Genomic DNA, 14,667 nt, shown 5'->3' with positions numbered 1-14,667 from the left:
AGGTCCGAAATGGCCACGTTCAAGAAATTCAACAAAGACAAGCGCCCCAAGCGCAACACCCAGTCGCTGCTGTTCAAGCGCAAGCGCTTCTGCCGCTTCACCGTGACCGGCGTCGAAGAAATCGACTACAAGGATGTCGACACCCTGCGTGACTTCATCGCTGAAAACGGCAAGATCATCCCCGCACGCCTGACCGGCACGCGCGCCATCTACCAACGTCAGTTGAACACTGCCATCAAGCGCGCCCGCTTCCTGGCCATGGTTCCTTACTCTGACCAGCACAAGATCTAAGGAGCACGAAACATGCAAATCATTCTGCTCGACAAGGTTGTGAACCTGGGTAACCTGGGTGAGATCGTCAAGGTCAAGGACGGTTACGCACGTAACTTCCTGATCCCTTCGGGCCGCGCACGTCGCGCTACCGAAGCTGCCAAGGCTGAATTCGAAGCCAAGCGCGCTGAGCTGGAAAAGGCTGCTGCTGAAAAGCTGGCCGCTGCTCAAGTGCAAGGCGAGAAGCTGACTGGCCAGACCGTGAAGCTGACCCAGAAGGCTGGCGTCGACGGCCGTCTGTTCGGCTCGGTGACCAACCACGACATCGCTGACGAACTGAACAAGATGGGTTTCCAGGTTGTCAAGTCGCAAGTGCGTATGCCTAACGGTCCTATCAAGACCGTGAGCGAAAACACCGTGGAAGTGGCTCTGCACACCGACGTGGTGGTGGAAGTCAACGTGTCCGTCTACGGCGAGCACGTCTAAGCATCTGTGCGGCTGGCAGCATGGCTGCCGGCATGCGCTGCAAAGGCAATGGGTCTTCGGGCCCATTGCCTTTTTCTTTGGGAGCCTGCCGGTGCGTATCTCCAAGTCCAAGGGAGAACTGAACTTCAATAACAGGAGCGGCTAGCGCTTTCCGGTATTGGAATTCAGGAGCTTTTGCATTTGAATTCTAAGCGTGGAGAGCGCAGTCAGCTATGGTTTTTGCATCGGCAGCGGTGGCGCTGCAACCGGTTGCTTATGCCTCGAACACCACGGGTTTCCAGGTTCCATTAATGTTCCAGGTTGGACATTTCTTTTCGCCACCCGCTTGCAATGCCGTAAGGTGCTACTAGCGACGCCATGCGTGCGAGGAATTTCCAGTTTGGAAGAAGGCCCATCACATGGATTTCATCATCGCCCTGATCCGCGAATACGGCGTGGGGATCGTTTTTCTCAATGTGCTGATTGAGCAGTTGGGCGCGCCCATTCCCGCCTACCCGGTGCTGATGGTGACGGCAGCCATCCACGGCGGTGCGCTGGCAGACCAGTTGCAGCTGGTGGCCGTGGCAGTTTTCGCGGCGCTGGTGGCCGACTATGTCTGGTTCTCACTGGGTCGCCGCTTTGGCCGCCGTGTGCTCTCGCGCATCTGCAAGATTTCGCTCTCACCCGACTCCTGCGTGCAGAACACCGAATCGGTGTATGGCCGCTGGGGGGCCAAATCGCTGTTGGTGGCCAAGTTTGTACCGGGGTTTGCATCCATCGCCAGCGCTCTGGCGGGGGCGGTAGGCACCACGCCGGGCCGCTTTGTGCTGTTTGATGGCCTGGGCGCCTTGCTGTGGGTGGGCTCTGCGGTATTTCTGGGCGGCTTGTTCAGCTCCACGGTGGCCGATCTGCTGGCCGTGCTGGCGCAACTGGGCCAATGGGGCCTGCTGCTGCTGGCACTGGCGTTTACCGTGTTCATTGCCCGGCGCTGGTGGAGCCGCCGCCAGGTGATCTGCTCATTGCGCATGGAACGGCTGACGGTGGCTGAGTTGAGCGATATGCTCCAAGGCGGCGAGCAGCCCGTCATTCTGGATGTAAGGCCGAGCATGGCGTTTGATGCCTCGCACATTCCCGGTGCACACTCCTACGATCCGTTGCACAAGGGGGCGGTGTTGCCTGCGATTGATCCGCAGACGCAGGTGGTGGTGTACTGCGCCTGTCCCAACGAGGTCTCGGCCGCGCGCGTGGCCCAATTGCTGCGCAAGGCAGGCATCCCCAGGGTGCGCCCGCTGTTGGGCGGCATCGATGCCTGGGTGGATGCGGGTTACGGCGTGCATGGGGCTGGCACGCGCCAGGCGGTGCCTTCGGCCTGATTGGCCACAATCAGCCGCTGGTGCTTGCCAGACTTGCGTCAGAACATCAAAAAGAATAGCGAGGCAATGGCCGTGGGCAGCAGGGCGCCCAGCAGCAGGCCGCCAATGCTGATGGATGCATTGCTGAAGCCGTGCTTGAGCAGCGCGACACCTGCAGGGTTGGGGGCGTTGGCAATCACGGTGAGGCCGCCGCCCGCCACGGCGCCCGCCATCAGCATGTACTTGGCAGCATCGCTCATGCCGCTGATCTGCGAGCCCAGGTAGGTGAGGGCGGCATTGTCCGTGATGGCTGTGAGGCCCAGGGCACCGAAGAACAGGGTGAGCGGGTCCATGCTGGCCACCAGCGGCTGCAGCCACCAGCTCTGCAGGCCACCGAGCACCACGAGGCCTGCCAGGAAGAATCCCACCAGCAATGCTTCTTTCAGGATCAGCGGGCTTTGGTAGCGCGCATAGGCATGCGTATATCCCAGAAACAGCAGAAAAATGCCCAGAAACAGCACCGCATGGTGCGCCAGCATCACCACGGCCGCCAGCAGGACGAGGTGGACGGCCACGACGGACCACGGAATGGCATGCGCCGCGCTGTCTGGCTGCACTGTACTCGCCACCAGGTGCTTGCGAATCACCCAGGTGGCAAGACTGGCATTGATGATCACGGCAATCGCCGCCTTCCAGCCAAAATGCTGCACCATGAAGGCGCTGTCCCAGCCCCAGGCGCCGGCCACCATCAGCACCGGAGGGGCTGCGTACGAGGTGAGCGTGCCGCCGATCGACACATTGACAAACAGCACACCCAGCGCCAGGTATTTGTAGCGGGAGGGCATGGCGGGCGTGAACACCAGCGGCGCCAGTGTGAGGGCGGCAATCGTCATGGCGGCTGGCTCGGTGATGAGCGAGCCCATCAGCGGAACCACGGCCAGCCCAAGCCATGCCAAGGCCAGCGGGGTAGGCAGCGGTACTGCCTTGGCAATGCCTGCCAGCAGGTTCTGCACGGTTGTCACAATGGGGCGTGAGGCAGCCAACACCATGACCACGAATACAAACAGTGGCTCGGTGTAGTTGCGTGATTCGGCGTAGCCGATGGCCTGCTGCGGGCCCGCCACCACGGCCATGGCGGCGATCAGCACCATGGCCCAGAAGCCGAAGACGATTTCTACCTCTCCGAGCAGATGGAAGACGCCTGCGTGGCGAGGGTAGCGGTGCGAGAGCCGCTCAAACTGCTTGGCGAGAAAGGTGTGCGTGAGGGCAATGGCAAAGATGCCTGCCGCGAGAATTTCAATCGAGGGCATGGAAGAGGTAGTTCCCATGCAAGGCTGGAGAAGGGCGATTCATCCGGCTCACTCCCCATGGATGCGAGGCGTCACCGGCAAAGCCCTGTCAGCATTGCACAATCCGCGAGGCGGCCCGACCTTCGCTATACCTGCCGCTGCACCCCATGTGACGACACCCTGCCCCTATTTTATCCGACGGAAGAAACTGGCCAGCTTCAAATATCCCTAGGCCCACGCCGCTTGCGGATGGCCCAGATGGCCAGCAGCACGGAGAACGCCACCACCACACCCATGACAATCCAGAACCCGAGCGGGTCCTGGCTCAACGGAATGCCGCCCACATTCATGCCGAACAGGCCTGCCATCAGGTTCACCGGCAGGGCCAGAACCGTGATCATCGTCAAGGTATAGAGCGAGCGGTTGGTGTCTTCGTTGATGCTGGCGGCAATCTCTTCCTGCAGCAGTTTGATGCGCTCTTCCAGCGACTGCATGTCGCGCAGGAAAACCGAGAACTCCTCGCTTGCGGCGCGCAGGGCCTGCCGGTCGTCATTGCCCATCCAGCGCGGTGGCGTCTGCAGAAGGCGCAGCAGCGCCGAGGGCTCCGGTGCCAGCAGGCGCTTGAAGCGTACCAGCAGGCGGCGCAACGCGCCGAGCTGGCGCGGGCGCATGGGCACACGCCCGCCCAGCATCTGGTCTTCGATCTGGTCCACGCGCTGGGTCACATTGCGCACGATGCGCACCAGCACATCGGCCTGGGCGCGTAGCAGGCGTTCGAGCAGCTGGGTGCTCGACTCCGGGATGCCGCCCTGGCGAATCTGCTGGCGCAGCGCATCGACCGAGCGCAGCGGGTGTGCGCGCGCCGAAATCACCACCCGTGGCGAAACCTGAATCCACATGGTGTGGATGTCGCCGGACTCGAAGTTGAAATCGAAGTCGATGTCGTTGATCACCGCCAGCAGCGAATCGTCCAGCCGCTCGATGCGGGTGGAGGCGACGCCGTCGCGCAACGCTTCAAAGTATTGTTCATCCAGCTGACCGTACTGCTCCAGCCAGCGCAGGCAGTGGGCATTCGACAGGTTGAAATGCAGCCAGATGAAACTGTCGTTGGCCTGCGGGGCGGCCAGCCACTCCTGCGCCTGTGCGGCGGTCAGTGGCTCGGCTGCCGCCGTGCCCGTGAAGGCGTAGCCCCAGATGAGGCCGCTGTTGTCGGGAGGGGTGAAGAAGGGAGGAGACCCTGCGGTCGCCGTAGGCTCAGAAGTCAAGACAGGTCCACTCCGGCGCAATCAGAACAGGCGGCTGTGCAGCCTGTACCGCCCGTATGTGTATGGCGGGCTTGGCAGGTACAGAGGGGCTGAAGTGTTCAATGTTGTTGTTGGCATGGTTGAACCCATGAAGATCTGGAACCTGATTGTTTGCTCGCCATATGACAGAAATTTGACAAATTTTCGACAAGGGGAATGCGCCTGCCCACGCTACAGGGCCTGCCAGGGCGTAAAAAAACCATGTGGGCAAAAAGCTGCACATGGTTGTGGGTGGTCGTGGCGGAGACGCGTGCCTGGGCTGTCAGTCCGGCATCGAGCAGTGTCCGCCGTTGGCATGCTGGCCGGAGCCGGCGGCGATCAAGGGGGCCTCAAAGCGCAGGTCCACTGGCTTGCTGTGGCTGTAGTCCCAGGCGATGAATGCGACCAGCACGATCCAGAAAGCGCTGCGTAGAAGGGGGATGTTCATGGCGGTTTTCCTAGTGCTCAGAATCCAAAATGGCGGCGGATGCGCAGCCCGAAAATCGTCCCGGCAAAGGCGAGCGGCACCCAGATCCAGCCATGGATGCTGCCGGTGCTGATGCCCGAGAGCATGGCGCCCACATTGCAGCCAAAGGCCAGGCGCGAGCTGTAACCCAGCACCAGGCCTGCCACAAGCGCCACCAGCCATTGCGTACCGGTCAGTGCCTTGGCGGCGGCCGGCTTGCCTGCAGCAATCCACAGGGCCCCGGCCAGGATGCCGATGTTGGTGATGCTGGTGATGTCGAGCAGCACCGTCTCCTGCAGGCGCTGGGCATTGCCAGGCTGGCTCCAGAACCAGTTGGTGCCGAGGTCTACCAGGCCCGCGCCGTTGGCCACCTTGGCCGCCCACAGGCCAAAACCGTACACCACGCCCCAGGGCTGGCCGGCAATGACGAGATTGAGCGTGGCAAAAATGGCAAGGCCAATGGCTCCCACGACCCATTTGCGCTGCCACACCGGTGGCGCGCTGCGTTGTTGCGCAGCACTGGCCTTGGTGCAGTAGGCCTGCACGCCCAGGCCAATCACCAGCAGCGCCGCCAGTGTGGCTCCCAGCGCGGGTGCCCAGCCCCAGGTGCTGACCAGGCCCACTGCGGGCATGCGGCCCAGGTCAAGCCACCAGCCCAGGTGCATCGATCCGAGAAAGCTGCCCAGCGCGAACATCGGCAGGATGGCCGTGTTCATGGGGATGCCCATGCCCGCCTTGTACAGTGTGCCGCTGCCGCAGCCGTCGGCAATCTGCATGCACAGGCCGAACACGAAGGCGCCCACCAGGAGGCTCACGCTGGGCGGGCCCAGGGCGGCGGTCAGCTCGGGGTAGTGGCCCAGCAGCGGCATGGCCATGGCGGCGGCCAGGGCCAGCAGCAGCAACTGGCCGAACACGCCGCGCGGGTCCTTTTCTTCCACCAGCATGCGCCAGCCGGTGGTAAAGCCAAAGCGCTGGCCTGCCAGGATGGCGCCCAGGCCGATGCCGACCAGGAACAGCGCCGCCTGGCGCAGGGAAACGCTCCACAACAGCCAGCCAAAGAAGGCAGCCATCAGGATCGACAGGGGAAATCGCTTCATATCAATGCGCGGTATTGCTATAAAAATAATAGCTACCGGCGAGCAATGGTATTGCGCCAGCAGCCAAAATGAATTGAATTATTTGAACTTGCGCTGCCACCACTGCTGGGCGTCATAGGCGAGCGACTGTGCGCGGCCGGGCTGGTTCTGCATCGCGGGCGCATCGGGTTGCTGCGTCCAGTCGACCATCGAGCCCGCGTAGAGCTTGACGTGCGGCAAGCCCGCCATTTCGCTCAGGCCAAACCAGTCGGTGGCGGCCCAATGGCCGGTATTGCAGAAGGCGACCGTGTCCTGGCCGTCCTGGCGGGTGATCTTCTGCGCGATCTGCCGGGCCGTGTCGCGGTCCACGAACTGCGCCGTGCCTTTGACGAACCATTGATTGAAATCAAGCTGCTGCGCGCCGGGCAAGGTGCCCGAGAGCTTGGCTGCTGGTGCGCGCGTTTCGCCCTTGTAGAAGGCGTCGGGGCGCGAATCGACCAGCGCTGCATTGCTCAGATCCACATGCTGGCGCACCTGGTCGCGCGTGGCGATCAGGCTGTCATCCAGCGTGGGCTGGTAGTTGCTGGCTGCCACCTTTGGCACTTCGGTGCTCACGGGCTTGCCATCGGCCACCCAGCGCTTCATGCCGCCATTGACAATGGACAGTTCTTTGAGGCCCAGCACCTTCAAGCTCCAGTACACGCGGGCCATGGCGCCAAAATCAGTGGCATCAGCGCCGGTGGACACCACCACCGCGTGGCTGGCCGGTGTCAGGCCCAGCGATTGCACCAGCGCCGTCAGCTTGGCGGTATCGGGCAGCTCGCCCGGATTGGTGGCCGGGCCGCGCCACTTGCCATACGGCGCATTGAGCGCGCCGGGAATATGGCCCTGCGCGTACAGCTTGGGCTCGCGGATATCAATGACCACCGCCGCAGGCGATGCCTGCTGTGCGGTAGAGAGCTCGGCTGGGGTGAGCAAGGGCTGGGCTGCATGGGCAGCGGGGGCGAACCACGAGGTGGCTGCCAGCGCGCCGACCACGCTCAGCAGGCGAATGGTTTTCATGGCATTACCGTTTGACTTTCTGACAGACGGTATTGTCCCGCCATCTCTGGCGTTGTGGATCTATTCTTATGGATTGAATATATGGCGATAAGGTTATATGCAATTCAGGAATATCAATTGCATGGTCGCCACCACAGCCGAGGCACCAAGCCCGCTCACACCTCGATGCAAGCCCGAAAGCCGCGTGCGGCGTAGTACGACTGCACGCCATTGTGGTAGGTGAACACGCGGTCGTAGCGGCGGTCGCCAAACAGGGCGCCGCCCAGGGCGCGCACGGCATCGGGCGTGGCCAGCCAGCTCGATGTCTTCAGATCGAACGCTCCCAGGGTCTGCAGATGGCGGTACTGGGCTTCGTCCAGCAGTTGCACGCCCATCTCCGCGGCCATGCCGGTGGCGCTGCCTGCAGGCTTGTTTTCCTTGCGCGCGGCAAGTGCCGCGTCGTCAAAGCACAGGCTGCGTCGGCCTGCGGGACTTTCTGCGGCGCAGTCGCAGAACAGCACGCTGCCGCCTGCGGCGCCTGCGCCGATCACATCGGGCTCGCCGCCCGAGGTCTCCATCTGCTGCAGCGAAGAGAGCGCACCGGGCGCGGCTTCCAGGCGGCTTTCGACGCTGGCCCAGGTGATACCGGTGTGCCGCTGTGGATGGGCGTCAAAGCGCGCCTTCAGAGTGGCGATGAGTTGCTGTCGTTGCGTTTTGTTCATGGTTGGCAAACCCTTGTCAAGCGGCTGCTACTGTCGCGCACTTCTACAATTGCCGCAACCTGTTATTGATTTGGACTACGGCGGCGCCAAGCCGCCGTATTGCGTGATGGATATTGTTGTCAACGAAGAACTCAAAGCCTACATCGACCCCTTGACCCCCGACGAGCATGCCGCCCTGGAGCGCAGCATCCTGGCCGAAGGCTGCCGCGATGCGCTGGTGCTGTGGGGCAATGTGCTGGTGGACGGCCACAACCGCTATGGCATCTGCCAGAAGCACGGGCTGCCGTTCAACACCGTGCAGAACACGCATTTCCAGTCGATGGAAGACGTCTATCTATGGATGATCGACCAGCACCTGGGCCGCCGCAGCGTGTCTGACTTCCAGCGGGGCGTGCTGGCGCTGCGCAAGCGTGAGATTCTGGAGCACCGCAAGCTGGAAAAGGCCCACCCGGTGGCGGCAGAGCCTTCGGCAGAAGGCGAAGCGGCGGCGGTTGCCAATGCGGATGAGGCGTTCTCGCCTGTGGACGCAGCCGAGCTGGAGAAAGTCGCCACACGCGAAGCCATTGCCAAGGCTGCACGCCTCTCCAGCAGCCAGGTGGCGCAGATCGAAAAGATCCAGAAAAGTGCCGCCCCTGAGCTGGTGGAGGCGCTCAAGGCAGGCGATATCTCGATCAATGCTGCCGCCGTGGTGGCCACCTTGCCGCGCGAAGAGCAGCAGGCTGCCGCGCAGGGCGGCAAGGACGAGCTCAAGCAGGTGGTCAAGCGCGTGCGCGAAGCCAAGCGCAAGCCCAAGGAAGACAAGCCCGAAGGTGCTGCAGAGCCCGCACCCAGCGCCGCCCACGGCGCCGAGGCGGTGGATGCAGCGCTTGACAAGGCGCAGCAGCAGATCAGCGACCTGCGCGCCCGGGTGCAGGAGCTGGAAACCGAAAACGCCCAGCTGCGCCTGCAACTGGCCGCTGCGGCTTCCAGCGACCTGCCGGTGCCGGACGAGTCGCCGTTCTAAGAACGTGTTTAAAGTCTCCTCAACGGCCTGAGGGTCTCGAATTGTGTACGACTGATATCGCTGGTCGTCGTAGCCCTCATTTGCATGAAACTTGTAGGGCAGCCTGCATCGATATGGTTGATTTTAGGTTGTTCACTCGCTACGCTTAACATTTGTTCACTTTGCAGTAATCTGGTGATTGAAAGCCAATTTATGGCTTTTCTAAATAATGAAAGCTTTACGATCAGCGCTGTCTCGGCGATACTGATGATTGCTACTGGTTGCTCGGTTGTCTGCAAAAAAGAGGCGTTAGGTGAGTATTTTGATGGCTCAGCCATTACTGCGAAAAGCAAGACCAAATTGGTCAACGATAGGGAAACATCCGCAACCAGTATCAAAATCAAAACCATTGAAGAGGGGGGGTCAACTCTCAAGCTTTACCAAGTCGCCAAGGGAGAAGGATCGTGCAGGCGAGTTGACACGCTCCATCAACCGGGTAAACGAAGTGCGCAACAGCTTGAGGGTATGAATATAAGCGGTCAACTGGTTTATTTAGGGTAAATTAAAATCAGTTATATATTCGTTTATTTCATCGGGAATGGTAATTGGTGCGGTGGATGAAATTACGGTTGTATAAATTAAGAGGGGTTAAAAATATGCTGATTTCTTTGTCAAGGGAGCAGTTTGGAATAAATGAATGGCTCCGTGAATCTCTCCCAAAGAGCCGTTTTGTCCAAATAATGCTGCGCTGCTTATTTGTTCTGGCCATGGGCCTGTTGGCATACACGCAAGCCAATGCCAAAAATGTGCTGGTACTGTCTACCTATAATTCCTACGGTGCGATCCCCAATTCTGCGACAGACTCAATGGATAACTTGGTGACCGAATTCACCAGCGCAGGCGATACGGTCACGCACATCAAGACACTGGATCAAGCCGGTGCGGTTTCGGCTGCCACATTCAGCTCCAGTGCTTATGATCTCGTAGTGGTTGCCAGGCTCGTCGCGCCTTTTGAAGCGGGCAATCTCTCTGCCATCAACCAAGCCATTGCCAACCGCAGTGCTAATGGATTTGCGCTGCTGTATGACACGGGCGGAGCTGCTTCGGGTGGTGCTGCCGCTGATCTGCTGGCAGAGCTTAAGTTGGCAGCCAATATTGACGCAGTAGCGTCTGCGCCTGTGGTGATGGATGTGAATTTTCAGCTCAACACGAACAATTCTCCATCCGTCGTTAGCAGCTTTTCGGGTCTCAATCCGTTGCGTGGAGGCTATATGTTCTACATGAACAATGTGCCTGCTGCCAACGTGCTTTACCTGCCGCCTAGCGAACCACTGCCAGCGACCGGCACTATGGTGAACAACGTCGCTGCTGTGTTCATCCCAAGCACACAATCCTTTGGCGGCAGTGGTGCCTGTCTGTTTGCCATGTCGGATATCTCCATGTTCGAGAGCCGAAATTATTTTGGTGGCACCTCCTCTGGCGTGACCAATAACTCGGGTGTTACCAACCAGGGGAAGATCGCCCCAGCTTTTTCTGCTGCCCTCTCGTCGGGCGGCGGCTGCGGCATCCCCGCCTCAATCGCCAAGACATTCTCCCCCACCTCGGTCAATGTAGGGCAGACCAGCACTCTGACCATTAGCGTCGGCAACACGGGTGCCACACCTATCAGCGGCTTGACCGTGACTGACAATCTGCCAGCTCCTTTGCAAGTTGGCGGGGCAGCTACCACCACCTGCACCGGTGGCACACTGACGGCTCCTATGGGCGGTAGCTCGGTTACGCTGAGTGGTGGTGCCGTGCCTGGCGGTGGCTGTTCCATTACCGTTCCGGTAATCTGGCCTGTCAGTGCAGCCAGCCAGTGCACTACAACAGGCTCAGGCGTCACAAACACCATCACCCCTGGCACTGATTTCTCGGTGACTGGCGCAGGCTATGTCAAAACCCCTGCCACTGCCACGCTGGCCTGCCCGGCAGTGCCAGATCTGGTGGTATCTGTGAATGCCGCCCCTGACCCTGTTGCAGCGGGCAGTACGGCTACCTACACCATCACTGTTACCAATCAGGGCGGTGCCGCTGCTGACCTCTCCAGCCTCAGCACTGTTCTGCCTGCTGGCGCTACCGTTGTTTCAACATCCACCCCGTGCGCTGGTGGCTTCGCTTGCAGTCTTGGCACCTTGACCACGGGGCAAACCGTCACCGTTGATGTCATTGTCCAAATTCCTGCTACAGCACAGGCGGGTAGCAGTTATGCGCTTACTGCCAACGCCAGCACCGCAACCATTGAACCCGTTACCACCAACAACAGCGCCACTGCCAGTGTCAGCGTGGTTGCAGCACCCTTGCCAGATCTCGTTGTCTCGGCCAGCGCATTGCCCGCTACTGTTATGCCTGACAGCAACGCCTCATACACCATCACCGTTACCAATCAGGGCAGCGCAGCAGCAGACAGCGTAAGCCTGAACAGCATCCTGCCCGCAGGCACAACCCTGGTCTCCACCTCGGCACCTTGCAGTGGCTTGGCATGCAGCTTGGGCAGCATGGCGGTGGGGCAGAGCATTACGGTGACCGTGGTGGTGCACATTCCCGCATCTGCCGCAGCAGGCAGCACCTACCCACTGGTTGCCACTGCCAGTACGGTAACTACCGAGTCCAATATGGCTAACAACAGCGCAACTGCAAGCGTGACCGCGATCGCGGCAACGGGCTCGCAGCCTGCACCCGTTCCATCTTTAGGCCAGTGGGCATTGATGCTGGTTTCCCTTGCCTTGGCGGGGCTTGCTGCAGTTCGCTTGCGCCGCGCTTGAGCGCATTGATTCAAGTCGAGGAGAGGAGGCTGATGCCTTCTCTCCTGAATCTGCTTTAAGCCCGGTTCTGCTGCGCCAGATTGCGCATCTGGCGCTGGCGGGCCCGCTGCGCGCGCGGGCGGGCCGCTTCGGCCTTCTGACAGGCCAATCGGTATTGCAGCAAGGTGGCTTCTGCGCCCTGCATCACGGCGGCGGGCAGGCGGCGCGGCCCCACATGGGTGTCGGCCGGTACGTCGCACTGGCCCATCATCAGTGCAATGCCCTGGCTCACATGCTCGGCGGTATGGACATGGAAGAGCCCCGCCTGCACGGCGTCCACCACGCGCTGGGCCAGCATCAGGTGGCGCTGGTTGCGCGCGGGGATGAGCACACCATGACTGCCGTCAAGACCCTGCTGGGCGCACAGGTCGAACCAGCCTTCGATCTTTTCGTTCAGGCCCCCCACGGGCAGCACTTCGCCATGCTGGTTGAGCGCCCCGGTCACTGCAATGTTCTGCAGCAGCGGCAGGCCCGACAGCGATGACAGTAGCGCATACAGCTCGGCGCAGCTGGCCGAATCGCCTTCGACGCCGCTGTATTCCTGCTCGAACACCACCGAGGCATTGAGCGCCAGCGGCGCCAGATGACCAAAGAGCGCCGTCAAGTAGCTTTGCAGGATCAGCACGCCCTTGTCATGGATGGGGCCGGAGAGGGCGACTTCGCGCTCGATGTTCAGCACCCCCTCCTGGCCCGCATAGGTGCGCGCGGTGATGCGTGCGGGCAGGCCGAAGCGGTGGTCGCCGGTATCGATCTGCGACAGGCCGTTGAGCTGGCCTACGGCACTGCCGGCAAACGAGATGACGTGTTCGCCCTCGGCGATGGCATCGTGCAGTGCTTCTTCCATGGCGTTGTGGCGCTCGCGGTGCGCGGCCAGCGCAGCTTCCACATCGGCGGCCTGCACCAGGCGGCCGGTGCCCGATTGGCGGGCGCGTTGCGCGCTTTCGATCAGCAGGGCTTCGAGCTGGTTCAACTGGCCGCTCTGGCGCTGCTGGTCATCGGCCTCGCGGTGCGATTGCTCCAGCAGCCGCGCCACGGCGCTGGCGTCGCAGTGCGGCAATTGGTAGAGCGCGCAGCGCTGCGCCATCAAGGCGGCGGTGGCGCGGTAGGTGGCTGCCGTGGCCTTGAAGTGTTCGGCAAAATCGACCTTGACGCGGAAGCGCCGCGCCATGTCCGGGTCATGCTCCTGCATCTGGTAATAGCTCTCTTCCGAGCCTACCAGCACGAGCTTGAAGTGCAACGGCAGCAACTCCGGCTGCATGCCGCCGCTGTTGCTGGGCCCCTGGGCGGCGTGCACGTCGTCGATGCGCAGCTGGCGGGTGCGCAGCACGCGGCGCAGCGCCTGCCAGCAGGCTTCGTCGCCCACCATGTCGCGCAGGTGCAACAGCAAAAAGCCGCCGTCGGCGCGCAGCACGCTGCCCGCGCGGATGCACGAGAAATCGCTGCGGTGCTCGTCGTCTTCGGGCGGGTCGATGGTGCCGAACAGGTTGCGCAGGCTGGGCTGGTCTTCGGTGATGACAGGCGCTCGCGTCTCGCCATGGTGATCGACCACCAGGTTGAGCTGGCTGAGCGAGCGCAGCGCCTGGCGGCGCGCTTCGAGGCGGGCGCGGGCGTCGTCGCGCGCATCCTGCGATTCGCCTTCGCCTTCAATGCTGTCGGTGGTATCAAGCAGCGCATCGGCATCCTGCGCGATGCTGCGCGGCACCCACAGCGTCATGTTTTTGAGCCATTCGGCCTGCATCTGGGACAGCCAGCGCTGCAAGGTCGCGGCGTGTTCGGGCGCGGGGTTCAGGCCGTCAAGCGCCTGGGCGGCGCCAGCCTGCCACAGCGGCGTGGCGAGCGACTGGTAGAACAGGTGGAGCGCCGCATCGCGCGCGCTGTGCGCCTGGCGCAACTGGCCGCGAAACTGGGCAAGTTGCAACCGCAACTGGTATTCCAGATCAATCGTGGGTGGCGGCGGCTCGGCTGTGGCAGCAGGGTTGGCGGGTGCTTCTGCGCTTGCAGCGGCCTGTGGCGCGCTGTCTGCAGCCGGCAGGTTGAGCTGCACCACCACGGCGCCTTCGGCGGGCGCTGTGGCGCTGATGGCTGCTGCACCGCTGGGCTCGGTACCGATTGCTTCCGTAATAGATGCTTCTGTATTGATAGCTAATGGCGCTTGTCCATACTGCGCCAGAGCCTCATTTTCTTCAAAATTGTCGTTGCTGTCCTCGGCGCCGGGCTCGGCCTGGGCGTTGGGGTCTGCGGGGCTGGCGCTGTCGGCGTTCTCGGCGGGATCGGCTGCCGATTCCACCACCAGCTGGCCTTCCTCGCGGCGAATGCGCAGGCCTACGCAGCTCGCCCAGTCGCGCAGGCTGGCAAAGCCTGCTTCTTCGGCCAGGCGCGCCTGGTTGTAGAGCTGCTCGATCTGGCGGCGGTGCTGCGCTTCGTTGACGGCCTTGTCCAGCTGCTCGGGCAGTTTGTCGATCAGGCCTTCGATACGCTTTTTCAAGACGCGGCCCTGACCGGCGGGCAGGCGCACCGCCAGCGGGCGCTCGGGCACAGCAAAATTGTGGACAAAGGCGATGTCTGGCGCTGCAGGGCGGCGCGCGGCCTCAGCCTGCATGGCCTGGCGCAGCAACGAGGTGCGGCCGCTGCCTTCTTCGCCCAGCACGAACAGGTGGTAGTCGGGCTGGTCGAGCCCCAGGCCGAATTCGGCAGCCGCCTGGGCGCGCTGCTGGCCGATCCAGGAAAACGGCTCGTTCACCAGTTCGGCAGTGCTGGCAAAGCCCAGGCTGGCAGGATCGATGGACAGGCGCAGCTGGCGCGCGTGCAGGAGCTCGGCGCAGACGGGAGTCGGAGAGGCAGGAATGCGGGAATCAGACAATGGGGAGTATTCCTTGGT

13 protein-coding genes are annotated in these 14,667 nt (G+C 62.0%); 6 read left to right on the top strand and 7 right to left on the bottom strand.

Features of this window, described 5'->3' with window-relative positions:
- Positions 1-9 precede the first annotated feature (9 nt).
- The 3 genes from rpsR to LAD35_RS16030 all read left to right on the top strand — a co-directional run bounded on the left by rpsR (position 10) and on the right by LAD35_RS16030 (position 2,108).
- On the top strand, positions 10-291 hold the full coding sequence (gene rpsR / locus LAD35_RS16040; RefSeq protein WP_184707545.1) for a 30S ribosomal protein S18: 282 nt from the start codon (positions 10-12) through the stop codon (positions 289-291).
- A 12-nt stretch (positions 292-303) separates the two neighbouring features.
- Positions 304-756, top strand: a complete 453-nt coding sequence (rplI, locus tag LAD35_RS16035) for a 50S ribosomal protein L9 (protein ID WP_224149989.1) — start codon at positions 304-306, stop codon at positions 754-756.
- Positions 757-1,154: 398 nt separating this feature from the next.
- Entirely contained in the window at positions 1,155-2,108 is a 954-nt protein-coding gene (locus tag LAD35_RS16030; RefSeq protein WP_224149988.1) for a DedA family protein/thiosulfate sulfurtransferase GlpE, read from the top strand.
- 38 nt (positions 2,109-2,146) lie between these two features.
- Here LAD35_RS16030 and LAD35_RS16025 read toward each other — a convergent pair whose 3' ends face one another.
- The 6 genes from LAD35_RS16025 to LAD35_RS16000 all read right to left on the bottom strand — a co-directional run bounded on the left by LAD35_RS16025 (position 2,147) and on the right by LAD35_RS16000 (position 7,964).
- Complete coding sequence (locus LAD35_RS16025; protein WP_224149987.1) at positions 2,147-3,397, bottom strand: putative Na+/H+ antiporter; 1,251 nt, start codon at positions 3,395-3,397, stop codon at positions 2,147-2,149.
- Positions 3,398-3,594: 197 nt separating this feature from the next.
- Positions 3,595-4,641: a transporter gene (locus LAD35_RS16020; RefSeq protein ID WP_224149986.1), complete on the bottom strand. Its 1,047-nt coding sequence runs from the start codon at positions 4,639-4,641 to the stop codon at positions 3,595-3,597.
- A 301-nt stretch (positions 4,642-4,942) separates the two neighbouring features.
- Positions 4,943-5,107 (bottom strand): hypothetical protein, encoded by a 165-nt coding sequence (locus LAD35_RS16015; protein WP_224149985.1) that lies wholly within the window; start codon positions 5,105-5,107, stop codon positions 4,943-4,945.
- A 17-nt stretch (positions 5,108-5,124) separates the two neighbouring features.
- Positions 5,125-6,222 carry a YeeE/YedE thiosulfate transporter family protein gene (locus LAD35_RS16010; RefSeq protein ID WP_224149984.1) on the bottom strand — a complete coding sequence of 366 codons (1,098 nt, stop codon included), beginning with the start codon at positions 6,220-6,222 and terminating at the stop codon, positions 5,125-5,127.
- Positions 6,223-6,300: 78 nt separating this feature from the next.
- Complete coding sequence (locus LAD35_RS16005; RefSeq protein WP_224149983.1) at positions 6,301-7,263, bottom strand: sulfurtransferase; 963 nt, start codon at positions 7,261-7,263, stop codon at positions 6,301-6,303.
- A 155-nt stretch (positions 7,264-7,418) separates the two neighbouring features.
- On the bottom strand, positions 7,419-7,964 hold the full coding sequence (locus LAD35_RS16000) for a DUF4256 domain-containing protein (protein ID WP_224149982.1): 546 nt from the start codon (positions 7,962-7,964) through the stop codon (positions 7,419-7,421).
- A gap of 106 nt (positions 7,965-8,070) precedes the next feature.
- Here LAD35_RS16000 and LAD35_RS15995 point away from each other — a divergent pair, with 106 nt between their 5' ends.
- The 3 genes from LAD35_RS15995 (at position 8,071) to LAD35_RS15985 (ending at position 11,750) form a co-directional block, all read left to right on the top strand.
- Positions 8,071-8,967, top strand: a complete 897-nt coding sequence (locus LAD35_RS15995) for a plasmid replication/partition related protein (RefSeq protein WP_224152743.1) — start codon at positions 8,071-8,073, stop codon at positions 8,965-8,967.
- Between the two features lie 174 nt (positions 8,968-9,141).
- Complete coding sequence (locus LAD35_RS15990) at positions 9,142-9,507, top strand: hypothetical protein (RefSeq protein WP_224149981.1); 366 nt, start codon at positions 9,142-9,144, stop codon at positions 9,505-9,507.
- A 95-nt stretch (positions 9,508-9,602) separates the two neighbouring features.
- Positions 9,603-11,750: a COG1361 S-layer family protein gene (locus tag LAD35_RS15985; protein WP_224149980.1), complete on the top strand. Its 2,148-nt coding sequence runs from the start codon at positions 9,603-9,605 to the stop codon at positions 11,748-11,750.
- A gap of 55 nt (positions 11,751-11,805) precedes the next feature.
- Here the strand turns inward: LAD35_RS15985 and LAD35_RS15980 are convergent, their stop codons facing one another.
- Positions 11,806-14,649, bottom strand: coding sequence for an AAA family ATPase (locus LAD35_RS15980; protein ID WP_224149979.1), 2,844 nt, complete (start codon positions 14,647-14,649; stop codon positions 11,806-11,808).
- Positions 14,650-14,667 lie beyond the last annotated feature (18 nt).

This window comes from Comamonas odontotermitis (assembly GCF_020080045.1).
In the GTDB taxonomy this organism is placed as follows: Bacteria; Pseudomonadota; Gammaproteobacteria; order Burkholderiales; family Burkholderiaceae_C; genus Comamonas; species Comamonas odontotermitis.
Note: the sequence above shows the minus strand (reverse complement) of the source record. Positions and strands in the feature narration are given on the sequence as shown.